Source organism: Paraburkholderia sp. UCT2, from assembly GCF_014397665.1.
GTDB lineage: Bacteria > Pseudomonadota > Gammaproteobacteria > Burkholderiales > Burkholderiaceae > Paraburkholderia > Paraburkholderia tuberum.
Genome location: NZ_VZQO01000026.1, coordinates 47573 through 60717, shown reverse-complemented (window position 1 = coordinate 60717; position 13145 = coordinate 47573). Strand labels below are relative to the sequence as shown.

The 13145-nt window shown below is 64.0% G+C and carries 11 protein-coding genes; 10 read left to right on the top strand and 1 reads right to left on the bottom strand.

The genetic code is table 11. The annotated features are described in order from the left end of the window. The first annotated feature begins 400 nt into the window (after nucleotides 1-400). From argS to F6X39_RS21595, 7 genes are all read left to right on the top strand, one after another. Nucleotides 401-2191: an arginine--tRNA ligase gene (gene argS, locus F6X39_RS21625; protein WP_090802794.1), complete on the top strand. Its 1791-nt coding sequence runs from the start codon at nucleotides 401-403 to the stop codon at nucleotides 2189-2191. Nucleotides 2192-2270: 79 nt separating this feature from the next. Beyond that, complete coding sequence (locus tag F6X39_RS21620) at nucleotides 2271-3068, top strand: SPOR domain-containing protein (protein ID WP_184026396.1); 798 nt, start codon at nucleotides 2271-2273, stop codon at nucleotides 3066-3068. 176 nt (nucleotides 3069-3244) lie between these two features. Then, nucleotides 3245-3883: a thiol:disulfide interchange protein DsbA/DsbL gene (locus F6X39_RS21615; protein WP_187618043.1), complete on the top strand. Its 639-nt coding sequence runs from the start codon at nucleotides 3245-3247 to the stop codon at nucleotides 3881-3883. Between the two features lie 15 nt (nucleotides 3884-3898). Beyond that, nucleotides 3899-4672 (top strand): SDR family oxidoreductase, encoded by a 774-nt coding sequence (locus F6X39_RS21610; protein WP_187618042.1) that lies wholly within the window; start codon nucleotides 3899-3901, stop codon nucleotides 4670-4672. A gap of 3 nt (nucleotides 4673-4675) precedes the next feature. Beyond that, the gene (locus tag F6X39_RS21605) at nucleotides 4676-5494 is read left to right on the top strand and encodes a helical backbone metal receptor (RefSeq protein WP_187618041.1); all 819 of its coding nucleotides are present in this window, start codon (nucleotides 4676-4678) and stop codon (nucleotides 5492-5494) included. 282 nt (nucleotides 5495-5776) lie between these two features. Next, nucleotides 5777-7363, top strand: a complete 1587-nt coding sequence (locus tag F6X39_RS21600) for an ABC transporter substrate-binding protein (RefSeq protein ID WP_187618040.1) — start codon at nucleotides 5777-5779, stop codon at nucleotides 7361-7363. 493 nt (nucleotides 7364-7856) lie between these two features. Then, nucleotides 7857-8300 carry a lysozyme inhibitor LprI family protein gene (locus F6X39_RS21595; protein ID WP_187618039.1) on the top strand — a complete coding sequence of 148 codons (444 nt, stop codon included), beginning with the start codon at nucleotides 7857-7859 and terminating at the stop codon, nucleotides 8298-8300. A 68-nt stretch (nucleotides 8301-8368) separates the two neighbouring features. On the opposite strand, the gene F6X39_RS21590 is transcribed toward F6X39_RS21595, so the two are convergent. After that, on the bottom strand, nucleotides 8369-9442 hold the full coding sequence (locus F6X39_RS21590) for an MBL fold metallo-hydrolase (RefSeq protein ID WP_187618038.1): 1074 nt from the start codon (nucleotides 9440-9442) through the stop codon (nucleotides 8369-8371). A gap of 158 nt (nucleotides 9443-9600) precedes the next feature. Here F6X39_RS21590 and F6X39_RS21585 point away from each other — a divergent pair, with 158 nt between their 5' ends. The 3 genes from F6X39_RS21585 to F6X39_RS21575 all read left to right on the top strand — a co-directional run bounded on the left by F6X39_RS21585 (nucleotide 9601) and on the right by F6X39_RS21575 (nucleotide 13143). Continuing rightward, complete coding sequence (locus F6X39_RS21585; RefSeq protein ID WP_187618037.1) at nucleotides 9601-10005, top strand: MerR family transcriptional regulator; 405 nt, start codon at nucleotides 9601-9603, stop codon at nucleotides 10003-10005. A 39-nt stretch (nucleotides 10006-10044) separates the two neighbouring features. Then, nucleotides 10045-11862 carry a bifunctional isocitrate dehydrogenase kinase/phosphatase gene (gene aceK / locus F6X39_RS21580; RefSeq protein WP_187618036.1) on the top strand — a complete coding sequence of 606 codons (1818 nt, stop codon included), beginning with the start codon at nucleotides 10045-10047 and terminating at the stop codon, nucleotides 11860-11862. A gap of 72 nt (nucleotides 11863-11934) precedes the next feature. Then, the gene (locus F6X39_RS21575) at nucleotides 11935-13143 is read left to right on the top strand and encodes an acetyl-CoA C-acetyltransferase (RefSeq protein WP_187618035.1); all 1209 of its coding nucleotides are present in this window, start codon (nucleotides 11935-11937) and stop codon (nucleotides 13141-13143) included. The last annotated feature ends 2 nt before the right edge of the window (nucleotides 13144-13145 follow it).

Sequence of the window (13145 nt, the reverse complement as noted above, 5' to 3'; positions counted from 1 at the left end):
AGGGCGGCAACAGCGCGCGCCTGACGTGGCGCCGGCAAGGCGCGGCGGCCCCAGCCCCTAGTGGGCAACTCATTGAACATATTAGCACCTGCTAAAATCCGTCTGAACGGAAAAGCGCGCCGCCCAGCGCCACGTATGGCAAGGCTCGACGAGCATCGCACACGTGGGCAAAGCGGGGGCGTCGAACCATCGGCCGCGATCCGCATGCCGCGCGAGCCTGCGTGCCGGCGGGCCGCCGAGGGGAGTCCACCGCGTTGCGCTGCTTGCGTCTCGTCGCATCGCTTGGGGGACAGTCTGCCATCGGCGCCGCAAAGCGCTGCCGCGTTCAACGCTTGCGACACCGGCCTCGGCCGGCGCCTCTTCCGCCTTACCGGATTGCCTCACTGGACTCGCAACAAGCATGCTGCCCGCACACAAACACACACTCGAAACACTGCTCGCCGAGACGGTGAAGCAGGTCGCGACTGCCACCCAAGGCGCGACGGAAGCCGCCTTCGTCTCGCCCGCCATCGCGCTGGAGCGCCCGAAAGTCGCCGCGCACGGCGACGTCGCTTGCAACGTCGCGATGCAGCTCGCCAAGCCGCTGCGCGCCAATCCGCGCCAGCTCGCGCAACAGATCGTCGATGCGCTGCTCGTCAATCCGCAGGCCAAAGGCCTGATCGACACCGCCGAAGTGGCGGGCCCTGGCTTCATCAACCTGCGGCTCACTGCCGCAGCCAAGCAAGGCGTGATCGCCGCCGTGTTCGCCGAGAAGGACGCGTACGGCCGCTCACGGCGCGACGCCGGCAAGCACGTGCTGATCGAGTTCGTGTCGGCCAACCCCACCGGCCCCCTGCACGTCGGCCATGGCCGCCAGGCCGCGCTCGGTGACGCGCTCGCGAACGTGCTCGCGTCGCAGGGCTGGGACGTGCACCGCGAGTTCTACTACAACGACGCCGGCGTGCAGATCCACACGCTCGCCCTGTCGACCCAGGCACGTGCACGCGGCCTCGCCCCCGGCGACGAAGGCTGGCCCGCGTCGGCCTATAACGGCGAGTACATCGCCGACATCGCGAAAGACTATCTGAACGGCATCACGGTCGAGGCGAGCGACGGCGAGCCCGTCACCGGCGCGCGCGACGTCGAGGACCTCGAGGCGATCCGCCGCTTCGCGGTCACGTATCTGCGTCGCGAGCAGGACATGGACCTGCAGGCGTTCGGCGTGAAGTTCGACCAGTACTACCTGGAATCGTCGCTGTACACGGAAGGCCGCGTCGAGAAAACGGTCGACGCGCTGATCGCCGCGGGCAAGACCTACGAGCAGGAAGGTGCGCTGTGGCTGCGCACCACCGACGACGGCGACGACAAAGACCGCGTGATGCGCAAGACCGACGGCACCTACACGTACTTCGTGCCGGACGTCGCCTATCACGTCGCGAAGTGGGAGCGCGGCTTCACCAAGGTCATCAACGTGCAGGGCTCGGATCACCACGGCACGATCGCACGTGTGCGCGCAGGTCTGCAGGGTCTCGGCATCGGCATTCCGAAGGGCTACCCCGACTACATCCTGCACAAGATGGTCACGGTCATGCGCAACGGCGAAGAGGTGAAGATCTCGAAGCGCGCGGGCAGCTACGTGACGGTGCGCGACCTGATCGAATGGTCGGGCGGCGCGACGCCGGGCTCGGAAGCGGCCGTCGATCTGATCGACGAGGAAACCATTCGCCGCGGCCGCGACGCGGTGCGCTTTTTCCTGATCTCGCGCAAGGCGGACACCGAGTTCGTGTTCGACATCGACCTCGCGCTGAAGCAGAACGACGAGAATCCGGTGCACTACGTGCAGTATGCGCACGCGCGCATCTGCTCGGTGATCGCCGAGTGCAACGCGCGCTACGGCCTGGACGAGAACGCGCTCGCAAGCGTGGACTTCGCGCCGCTGACAAGCGAGCGCTCGATGGCGCTGCTCAACAAGCTCGCCGAATTCCCGGACATGCTGCAGCACGCCGCCGACGAACTCGCGCCGCACGCGGTCGCCTTCTACTTGCGCGAACTCGCCGGCGAATTTCACTCGTTCTACAATGACCGTGCCGAGCGCGTGCTGGTCGACGACGCGGCCGAACGCAACGCTCGCGTCGCGCTGCTCGCGGCCACGCGCCAGGTGCTGGCCAACGGTCTCGCGACGATCGGCGTCTCCGCTCCCGTCAAGATGTAACTCCTCCAGCGTAATATGCGCGCGGCCGTCGTTATAATCGGCGGCCGTTCCTGGATTCTTTTTGCAGGTGATTCGTACGATGGCAAAACCACGCCGCACAACAAAGCAATCGAAGCAAACCGGGGGCACTTTTCTCGGCATCGTGCTGGGCCTGATCGTCGGCCTGGCGATCGCGGTAGTGGTGGCGCTGTATATCACCCGTGCACCTACGCCGTTCGTGTCGAAGGTCGCGCCGCCAGCGGCGACCGACAACGGTGCGAGCCAGCCGCAATACGATCCGAACCGTCCGCTGCAAGGCAAGACGCCGGGCCAGCCGGTGCCGCAGGCCGCGCAACCGGCTCCGCCGAACACCGCGCCGGGCCAGACCAACGCCCAGACCCAGTCGGGCATGCTCGAAGAACCGCAGATCGTCGAAGTGCCGCCGTCGGGCGGCAACGCGAATAACAACGGCACGGCGGTCGCGCCAAATCCCGCGCAGGAGAACGGCACCGGCGGCATCGTCGCGCCGGCGCCGGCGAAGAAGCCGCAGACCTCGAGCGCGCCGGCCGCCACGGCGGCAGGCTCCGCGCCTAAGAGCGCGACCACGGCCGCCAACGCCAAGCCGGGCCCGGCCGCCGCTCCGGCGCCGGGCGAGGCGAACACCGGCTATTTCCTGCAGGTCGGCGCGTACAAGACCTCCGCCGATGCCGAACAGCAGCGCGCGCGCCTCGCGTTCCAGGGCTTCGAATCGAAGGTCACGCAGCGCGATGCCGGCGGCGTCACGTACTACCGCGTGCGCATCGGGCCGTTCTCGAAGTTCGAGGACATGAATTCGAGCCGTCAGCGTCTGTCGGACGCGGGTGTCGATACCGCGGTGATCCGCTTCACCAAACAATAAATAAACGGTAATGCCGGCCCGCACGGCGCGTCGAACTATCGGCGCGGCGCGCGGGTCACAAGCACGATGGCCGCTTCGACCTGTATTGTGGCGGGCGGCCACACCGAATCCGACCAGCGGCGACGGGCCCTTAGCATGGCGTCGCCGCGCTACCGCCTTATCTGGGTCTACACAACATGAAAAAGCTGCTGAGCATCCTGTTTCTCTCGCTAGGCCTGATCGCGGCCAGCGCGCATGCGTCGCCGACCGCGCCGGTTGCCGGCAAGGACTACACCGTGTTGGCCTCGCCGCAACCGACCGACGTGCCGGCCGGCAAGATCGAAGTCACCGAATTCTTCTGGTACGGCTGCCCGCATTGCAATGAATTCGAGCCGTTCCTCGAAGCCTGGGTCAAGAAGCAGGGCCCGGACGTCGTGTTCCGCCGCGTGCCGGTCGCCTTCCGCGACGACTTCATCCCGCACTCGAAGATGTACCACGCACTCGACGCGCTCGGCGTCGCGAACGAACTGACGCCGAAGGTGTTCAACGAGATCCATGTCAACAAGAACTATCTGCTGACGCCGGAAGACCAGACCAAATTCCTCGCGAAGCTCGGCGTCGATCCGAAGAAGTACATGGAAGCGTACAACTCGTTCTCGACGCAAAGCGCGCTGCAGAAGGACAAGAAGCTGCTCGACGACTACAAGATCGACGGCGTGCCGACGCTCGCCGTGCAGGGCAAGTATGAAACCGGCCCGGCCGCGACCGGCACCCTGCCGGGCACGGTCCAGGTGCTCGACTACCTCGTCTCGCAAGTCCGCGCCAAGAAGATGTAATCACGAGGCGCCGGTATGACCTCTCCGCTGAAGGTTTTCATTACCGGCGCTTCGAGCGGCATCGGCCTCGCGCTCGCCGGCGAGTACGCACGGCGCGGCGCGATTCTCGGCCTCGTCGCCCGCCGCGGCGACGCGCTCGCCGCGTTCCAGCGGTCCCATCCCCAGAACACCGTCTCGATCTATGCAGTCGACGTGCGCGACGCGGAAGCGCTCGCCGATGCGGCCGCGCGCTTCATCGCCGCGCACGGCGTGCCGGACGTCGTGATCGCCAACGCCGGCATCAGCCGCGGCGCGCTGACGGGTCACGGCGATCTGCGCACGTTCCGCGAGGTGATGGACATCAATTACTTCGGCATGGTCGCGACGTTCGAGCCATTTGCCGCCGCGATGGCCGCATCGAAGCGCGGCACGCTGGTCGGCATTGCGAGCGTCGCGGGCGTGCGCGGCTTGCCCGGTTCGGGCGCGTACAGCGCGTCGAAATCGGCGGCCCTGAAGTATCTCGAGGCGTTGCGCGTCGAGATGCGGCCGTTCGGCGTCGGGGTCGTCACGATCGCGCCCGGCTATATCCGCACGCCGATGACCGAGCACAATCCGTACAACATGCCGTTCCTGATGGACCCCGACCGTTTCGCGGCGAAGGTCGCGCGGGCAGTCGAACGGCAGACGTCGTTCGCGGTGTTTCCATGGCAGATGCGCGTGGCCGCGTTGCTGCTGCATGTGCTGCCGCGCTGGCTCTACGACCGCGTGTTCGAACGCGCGCCGCGCAAGCCGCGCGCCGCCACCGAGTAAGCCATGCAGTCCCGTGCGGTCGATGCAGCCGGCGTCGCGCACGAATCCGCGGGCACCGACGCGCGCATCGTGTCGCTGGTGCCGAGCCTCACCGAAACGCTTTTCGCGCTCGGCCTCGAACGGCAGATCGTCGGACGCACCGGCTTTTGCGTGCATCCGCGCGACAAGGTCCGGGCGGTGCCGAAGGTCGGCGGCACGAAGGCCGTCAAACTGGACGCGATCCGCGCGCTGCGCCCCACCCATCTGATCGTCAATGTCGACGAGAACGAACGCGACACCGTCGAGCAACTGCGCGCGTTCGTGCCGCACATCGTCGTCACCCATCCGCAGACGCCGCACGACAACCTCGCGCTGTTCGCGCTGCTCGGCGCGATCTTCGGGCGTGAAGAAGAAGCGCGGCGCTTGAGCAACTCGCTCGAAGCGCGTCTGTGCGAAGCTGCCGCTCACGCCTTCGCCGCGCAGAGCGTGCTGTACCTGATCTGGCGCGAACCGTGGATGAGCGTCGCACGCGACACCTACATCGCCGCGATGCTGCGCCTCGTGAACTGGCATACGCTGCCCGACGTGCGCGGCGGCAGCGCGGGCGCCGCGCGTTACCCCACGCTCGACTTCGACGACGCGCCGTGGCTCGCGCAGGTCGACCGGGTGCTGCTGTCGAGCGAGCCGTACCGCTTCACGGCCGCGCATCGCGATGCGCTCGCGCGCGATCCGCGTCTCACCGGCAAGCGCATCGATCTGATCGATGGGGAAATGACGTCGTGGTACGGCGTGCGCGCAATAAGTGGCATCGGCTACCTGCTGCGTCAGGCCGCCGCAGCCTGAGGCGGCAGCATGGCCGCGCCGCCCCCATATGGATATGTCGATTAAATTGTTGTCGCCAAAATGGCCCTTCGATAAGCTTTCGCGAAGGCGCGCCGCCGGCCAGGCCTCGAAGGCCTGGCGCCCAGGCCTCAGGCCGGGATCGCCCGACCTGTACGACGGCGCCGGGAACGTATCACAATCGTGGCGACGCGCGCGCCGGGACCGCTGACCTGCCCGCTCACGCATCGCCGCCATAAACACAACCAGACGCACTGCCTGACTGCGCTCGTTACCGGAGATCCTATGCGTTTCAAACTGCTCGCAGCCGCCATCCTGCTCACTGCGCCCGCGCTCGTGCTCGCCAAACCGTTGACCGTCTGTACCGAATCGAGCCCCGACGGCTTCGACGTCGTGCAGTTCAATTCGCTCGTCACGACGAATGCATCGGCCGACGTGATCTTCAACTCGCTGGTGTCGTTCGACGAAGCCGCGAAGAAGGTCGTGCCCGCGCTCGCCGACAAGTGGGAAGTGAGCCCCGACGGCCTGACGTACACGTTCCACCTGCGCCCCAACGTGCAGTTCCAAACCACCGACTACTTCAAGCCCACCCGCGCGCTCAATGCCGACGACGTGATCTTCACGTTCGACCGCATGCTCAACGACAGCAATCCGTGGCACAAGGTGGCGGGCGCGAGCGGCTTCCCGCATGCGCAATCGATGGGGCTGCCGAAGCTGATCAAGTCGATTACCAAGGTCGACGACAACACGGTCAAGTTCGAGCTGAACGAGCCGAACGCGACGTTCCTGTCGATCCTGACGATGGGCTTCGCGTCGATCTATTCGGCCGAGTACGCGGACCAGTTGCTGAAGGCCGGCAAGCAGGTCGATCTGAATGCGAAGCCGATCGGCACCGGCCCGTTCGTGCTGAAAAGCTATACGAAAGACGCGGTGATCCGTTATGACGCGAACCCGACCTACTGGGGACCGAAGCCGAAGATCGAGCGCCTGATCTACGCGATCACGCCGGACGCGACCGTGCGCGCGCAGAAGGTGAAGGCTGGCGAATGCGAGATCGCGCTGTCGCCGAAGCCGCAGGATCTCGCCGACGCGAAGAACGACAAGTCGCTCGCGATCGTGCAGACGCCCGCGTTCATGACGGCCTTCGTCGCGCTGAACACGCAGCAGAAGCCACTTGAAAACCAGAAGGTACGCGCCGCGCTGAACATGGCGTTCGACCGCACGACATATCTGAAGACCGTGTTCGACAACACCGCGACGCCGGCCGTCAACCCGTTTCCGCCGAATACGTGGAGCTACAACCACTCGATCAAGGGCTGGCCGTACGACCCGGCGAAGGCGAAGAAGCTGCTCGCCGACGCGGGCTATCCGAACGGTTTTGAAACGACGATCTGGGTGCGTCCGAATGGCAGCGTGCTCAATCCGAATCCGAAGGCCGGTGCCGAACTGCTGCAGGCCGACTTCGCGAAGATCGGCGTGAAGGCGGACGTAAAGGTGATCGAATGGGGCGAGCTGATCAAGCAGGCGAAGCAGGGTCAGCATGACACGCTGTTCATGGGCTGGGCCGGCGACAACGGCGATCCGGACAACTATCTGTCGCCGCTCTTCAGTTGCAACGCGGTGAAGTCGGGCATCAACTTCGCGCGCTTCTGTAATCAGGATCTCGACAAGCTGATCGCCGACGGCAGAGCGACGTCCGATATCGCCAAGCGCACGAAAGCGTATGAAGCCGCGCAGCAGATCATCCACGACGAAGCGCTGTGGATTCCGCTCGGCTATCCGACCGCTGCCGCGATCACGCGCACGAACGTGAGCGGGTATCACGTGAGTCCGTTTGGGCGGCAGAATTTTGGGGCGGTGATGGTGCAGTGATTCTGCGCTGCGGTTGACGCAGCCGGCCCTGCAAGAAAGCCCGGTTCTTGAACCGGGCTTTTTTTATTGAACACGCGAATTGGCTGGTTGCATCTGACACTGCGTAACCTTTTTTCGACGTGATCTCGGGCCTTCGCCCGCCAGACCGATTCCTAATGCAATTTTCCTCAGGCAAGAAGCTGATAATTGCTTGCAAAGTAGCCGCCCACACTTTGACAGAAGGAATGGTTATGGCAATGCAAGCTCCAACGAGGACAGGATTTGAACGGTGGCAGGATGGCATTAGCAAGGCTGTAAGCGATGCCAAATGGAATTCCTGGGACTGCGAGATCCAGATGGCAGTCCATGAGTACAACCGCCATCTTCGCGGCAGTTCCGGGCGTCCCATGTCCGCGACAGTGATAGCGGAGCGTTACAACGGAGGGGGCGACCCCAACTACGCCAGGAGGCTTGATTACGCTTTGTCAATGGTGCGTAAAGGAAAGGTAGCCTTATGCGCACAATAAACCTGATCTGTTTCGGCCTAGCCACCTACCTGCCAACAATGGTCCTTGCGGCCTCAACTGCTCTCGTTGCAAGCGAGCGGGCTTTACGCGAAGAATGCAGTGCATTCTCGCAAGCGGGAATGCGGGACTGTCTGGCAGAAAAAGCAGAGGCCAGTCAGAAGGCCCTCAGACGAGCCGAGGAGAAGATGGCTGGCACCCTCTCCAAATGGGATGAAGACAACAAGTACGTGAACCAGGCCAAGGCAAGACTCGTCGCATCAAACAGCAAATTCGCTAAGTACCGCGAGACTCAATGCCAGTTCGCAGCTTCGCTAAGCGGTGGTGGAGCCGGCAGTGCACGCGAAGTGCGCAGTTTGGCTTGCGTTGCGGAACTCAACAACCGGCGTGCCCAGCAACTTCGCGACGCTGCATCTGACTTGCCGTTGAAATAGTTCGAATGAACACACCCAGCACCGTTGCGCCGCTGAGTGCGCTCATATAGCGCATCGAATCGAAAAGATCACACCGCCGCAAACCGAATCACCCCATCCGCATCCTGCGTCCGCTTCAAATCCCCCGCCCGCCACAGCAGATGCAAATGCGCGAGCGCCTCACCCATCGCGAACGTCAACTGATGGATATCGAGCTGGCGCTTGAACATTAACGGCACGATATCGGCGGCGCTGCGCGGCCTTTCCGCGCATGCTTCGCGCACTTCGGCGAGCCGCGCGTCGTGATGCTCGCGCAGTTGCTGAATGCGCGTGCGCACGCCGCGAAACGGCTTGCCATGCGACGGCAGCACGAGCGTGTCTTCAGGCATCGTCTCGTAGCGGCCGAGCGACTCCAGATACAGTTCGAGCGGCGAACCCTCAGGCTCGATATCGAACACCGACACGTTCGTCGAAATGCGCGGCAGCACCATATCGCCGGAAATCAGCGTGCCGGTTTGCGCGCAGTACAGCGCGCAGTGCTCAGGCGAATGGCCGAATCCCGTCACCACGCGCCACGTCCTGCCGCCGATCCTCACGTCCTCGGCTTCGCGCAAACGGCGGTATTGCCCCGGAATCGCCGGCACGAGGCTCGAGTAGTAGCTATTGCGATTGCGCAGTTTTTCGAGCGATTCGGCGTCGGTCAGACCGTGCCGCGCGAAGTGCCGCGCCGCGGCCTCGCCACCCGCGTTCGAGCCGTCGCCGGTCGCCATCACGCGCGCCTGCATGTATTCGCCGAGTGTCATCCACAGCCGCGCGTCCCAACGCTTTTTATCGCCACCGCCGCACACCCAATGCGCGAGGCCGATGTGATCCGGATGGCAATGCGTGACGATCACGCGCAGCACCGGCAGGCCGTCGAGCACCGATTCGAACACGCTCTCCCAATTCGCCTTGATCGTTTCCGACGTGATGCCGCAATCGACCACGGTCCAGCCTTGCTGGCCGTCGATCTCATCGCGCAGCAGCCACAGGTTGATATGGTCGAGCGCGAATGGCAGCGGCATGCGCAGCCAAAGCACGCCGGGCGCGACTTTTATCGTGCGGCCCGCGTCGGGCATCGTGTCGTTGAAGGGGTATTCGAGCTGGTGTTCGAGTGAATTCATGGGGACTGTCTTCCTCCGACGACCCTCCGGCATGGCGAGGTGTGCGATGCCGGTCGGCCGGGTTGTGGTTGCTTTCCGCTCAGGTTGACGATAACGTAAACGTCGATTCTATCGTCCAATCCGGTTTTGTGCCGACCAAGCGGCCACGAGATGTCCCGATGAATATGCAATACACGATCACCGAGCTCGCGCGCGAATTCGACGTCACGCCACGCGCGATCCGTTTCTACGAAGACCAGGGTTTACTCTCACCGAGCCGCGAGGGTTCGAGCGGCTTGCGGCGCGTCTATTCGGGCCGCGACCGCACGCGTCTGAAGCTCACCTTGCGCGGCAAGCGGCTCGGCTTCACGCTGTCGGAGATCCGTGACCTGCTAGACGTCTACGAATCGCCGACCGATACCGTACCGCAGTTGCATGCGTTCCTCGCGACGGTCGCGCGTCATCGCGAAGTGCTCGAACGTCAGCGAGAAGATCTCGACGCGACGCTCGAAGATCTCGCGCAGTATGAAGCGCAGGCGCGCGCGCTGCTCGATGGCGCGAGGCACGACGCGAAGCCTGCCTGAAGCGGCCTGACTCTGACCGGCGTTTGCGGAGCGCGCGTGATGAATCACTTCCCCAAGCTGTTATCGTCGCAAATCGGTTTCGACGTCGCGCAGACGATGCTCGAAGGGTTCGACCGTCACTACCGGATCTTTCGCGACGCGGCGATCCACGCGAAGACGCTGTTCGAAGTCGGCGACTGGCATGGCCTGCAAAAGCTCGCGCGCGATCGCATCACGTCGTACGACGATCGCGTGCAGGAATGCGTGCAGTTGCTCGAAGACGAGTACGACGCGGAGAACATCGACAGCGAAGTGTGGCAGCAGATCAAGCTGCACTACATCGGCCTCCTGACCACGCACCGTCAGCCGGAATGCGCGGAAACCTTCTTTAATTCGGTTTCCTGCAAGATTCTGCATCGCTCGTACTTCAACAACGATTTCATTTTCGTGCGCCCGGCGATCTCGACCGAATACATCGAGAACGACGAACCGGCCGCGAAGCCGACTTATCGCGCGTATTACCCCGGTACTGATGGACTTGCCGCAACGCTCGAACGGGTCGTCACGAACTTCCAGCTCGATCCGCCGTTCGAGGATCTGACGCGCGACGTCGCCTGCGTGATGCAGTCGATTCACGAAGCGTTCGGCATGTTCGACGAAGCGCCGAACTTCCAGATTCACGTGTTGTCGTCGCTGTTTTATCGCAACAAGGGCGCGTATATCGTCGGGCGCATCATCAACGGCGAAGCGCTGCTGCCGTTCGCGGTGCCGCTGCGTCACGTGAAACCGGGCATGCTCGCGCTCGACACCGTGCTGCTCAAGCGCGAGCAGTTGCTGATCATCTTCAGCTTCTCGCACTCGTATTTTCTGGTCGACATGGAAGTGCCGTCCGCGTATGTCGAGTTTCTGCGCACGGTCATGCCGGGCAAGCCGAAGGCGGAAATCTATACGTCGGTGGGTCTGCAGAAGCAGGGCAAGAATCTGTTCTATCGCGATCTGCTGCATCACCTGAAGCATTCGAGCGACCGCTTCATCGTCGCGCCCGGCATCAAGGGGCTCGTGATGCTGGTGTTCACGTTGCCGTCGTTCCCCTACGTGTTCAAGCTGATCAAGGACAACTTTCCGCCGCCGAAGGAAACCACGCGCGCGCAGATCCAGCAGAAGTATCTGCTCGTCAAACGTCATGACCGGCTCGGCCGGATGGCCGACACGCTCGAATATTCGAGCGTCGCGCTGCCGCTCGCGCGGCTCGACGAAACGCTGTTGCGCGAACTCGAAAAGGAGGTGCCGTCGCTGATCGAGTACGACGGCGACAACCTCGTGATTCGCCATCTGTACCTCGAGCGACGCATGGTGCCGCTCAATCTGTTCCTGCAGAACGGTAGCGACGACGACGTCGAGCACGGCATCAAGGAATACGGCGACGCGGTGAAGGAGCTGATCCAGGCGAACATCTTCCCCGGCGACATGCTCTACAAGAACTTCGGCGTCACGCGACACGGCCGCGTCGTGTTCTACGACTACGACGAGATCGAATACCTGACCGACTGCAACGTGCGTGCGGTGCCGGCGCCGCGCAACGAGGAAGACGAAATGTCGGACGAGCCGTGGTACGCGGTAGGCCCGCACGATATTTTCCCGGAGACGTACGGCACGTTCCTGCTCGGCGATCCACGCGTGCGGCGCTCGTTCATGCGGCATCACGCGGATTTCTTCGAGCCCGAGCTGTGGCAGCGATACAAAGATTTTCTGTTGAAGGGCGATCTGCCCGATTTTTTCCCGTACGACCGGAGCGTGCGCTTCTGCGTGCGCTATCCGGAGCGGTTCGCCGAAGCAACCGATGCGCAGGCGAACGAGCCAAATGTGCGCGTGGCTTGATGAATCCCACAAGGGTTCGCAGCGGGCAACGCGCGGCGGTAGCCATCCAAGCTATGACCAAGGAGCTCGAACATGAGTGACGCAAACCACAGTGGTATCAACGCCGATCCAATCGTAATCGTCAGCGCGGCGCGCACGCCGATGGCCGGCTTTCAGGGCGACTTCGCGTCGCTGAGCGCGCCGCAACTCGGCGCGGTCGCGATCAAGGCGGCCGTAGAACGAGCGGGTCTGAAGCCCGAGCAGATCGACGAAGCGGTGATCGGTTGCGTGCTGCCCGCCGGCCTCGGCCAGGCGCCCGCGCGCCAGGCCGCGCTCGGCGCGGGTCTGCCGCTCGCCACCGGCTGCACGACGGTCAACAAGATGTGCGGCTCCGGCATGCGCGCGGCGATGTTCGCGCACGACATGCTGGCCGCCGGCTCGCTCGACGTGATCGTCGCGGGCGGCATGGAGAGCATGACGAACGCGCCGTATCTGCTGCCGAAAGCGCGCGACGGCATGCGCATGGGCCACGGCCAGGTGCTCGACCACATGTTCTACGACGGCCTTGAAGACGCCTACGACAAAGGCCGTCTGATGGGCGCGTTCGCCGAGGAATGCGCGGCGTCGTTCGACTTCACGCGCGAGGCGCAGGACGCGTTCGCGGTCGAGTCGTTGAACCGCGCGAAGCGCGCGAACGAGGACGGCTCGTTCGACTGGGAAATCGCGCCAGTCACCGTAGCGGGCCGCAAAGGCGACGTCACGATCGCGCGCGACGAGCAGCCGTTCAAGGCCAACCTCGACAAGATCCCCACGCTGAAGCCCGCGTTCAGCAAGACCGGCACCGTGACGGCGGCGAACTCGTCGTCGATCTCGGACGGCGCAGCCGCGCTCGTGATGATGCGCGAGTCGACCGCGAAACGGCTCGGCGTGGCGCCGCTCGCGCGCGTCGTCGGTCATTCGACGTTCGCGCAGGCGCCCGCGAAGTTCACCACCGCGCCGGTCGGCGCGATCCGCAAGCTGCTCGGGAAGAACGGCTGGCGCGCCGGCGACGTCGATCTGTACGAGATCAACGAAGCGTTCGCGGTCGTCACGATGGCCGCGATGAAAGAGCACGATTTACCGCACAACAAGGTCAACGTGAACGGCGGCGCGTGCGCGTTAGGCCATCCGATCGGCGCCTCGGGCGCGCGCATTCTCGTCACGCTGATCGGCGCACTGAAGAATCGCGGTCTGAAGCGCGGTGTCGCGACGCTGTGTATCGGCGGCGGCGAGGCGACTGCGATGGGTATCGAACTGATCTGATG

Excerpts from the sequence above, each read along its gene's own strand:
- argS (WP_090802794.1), top strand. The coding sequence starts at position 401 with ATGCTGCCCGCACACAAACACACACTCGAAACACTGCTCGCCGAGACG.
- F6X39_RS21620 (WP_184026396.1), top strand. The coding sequence starts at position 2,271 with ATGGCAAAACCACGCCGCACAACAAAGCAATCGAAGCAAACCGGGGGC.
- F6X39_RS21615 (WP_187618043.1), top strand. The coding sequence starts at position 3,245 with ATGAAAAAGCTGCTGAGCATCCTGTTTCTCTCGCTAGGCCTGATCGCG.
- F6X39_RS21610 (WP_187618042.1), top strand. The coding sequence starts at position 3,899 with ATGACCTCTCCGCTGAAGGTTTTCATTACCGGCGCTTCGAGCGGCATC.
- F6X39_RS21605 (WP_187618041.1), top strand. The coding sequence starts at position 4,676 with ATGCAGTCCCGTGCGGTCGATGCAGCCGGCGTCGCGCACGAATCCGCG.
- F6X39_RS21600 (WP_187618040.1), top strand. The coding sequence starts at position 5,777 with ATGCGTTTCAAACTGCTCGCAGCCGCCATCCTGCTCACTGCGCCCGCG.
- F6X39_RS21595 (WP_187618039.1), top strand. The coding sequence starts at position 7,857 with ATGCGCACAATAAACCTGATCTGTTTCGGCCTAGCCACCTACCTGCCA.
- F6X39_RS21590 (WP_187618038.1), bottom strand. The coding sequence starts at position 9,442 with ATGAATTCACTCGAACACCAGCTCGAATACCCCTTCAACGACACGATG.
- F6X39_RS21585 (WP_187618037.1), top strand. The coding sequence starts at position 9,601 with ATGAATATGCAATACACGATCACCGAGCTCGCGCGCGAATTCGACGTC.
- aceK (WP_187618036.1), top strand. The coding sequence starts at position 10,045 with ATGAATCACTTCCCCAAGCTGTTATCGTCGCAAATCGGTTTCGACGTC.
- F6X39_RS21575 (WP_187618035.1), top strand. The coding sequence starts at position 11,935 with ATGAGTGACGCAAACCACAGTGGTATCAACGCCGATCCAATCGTAATC.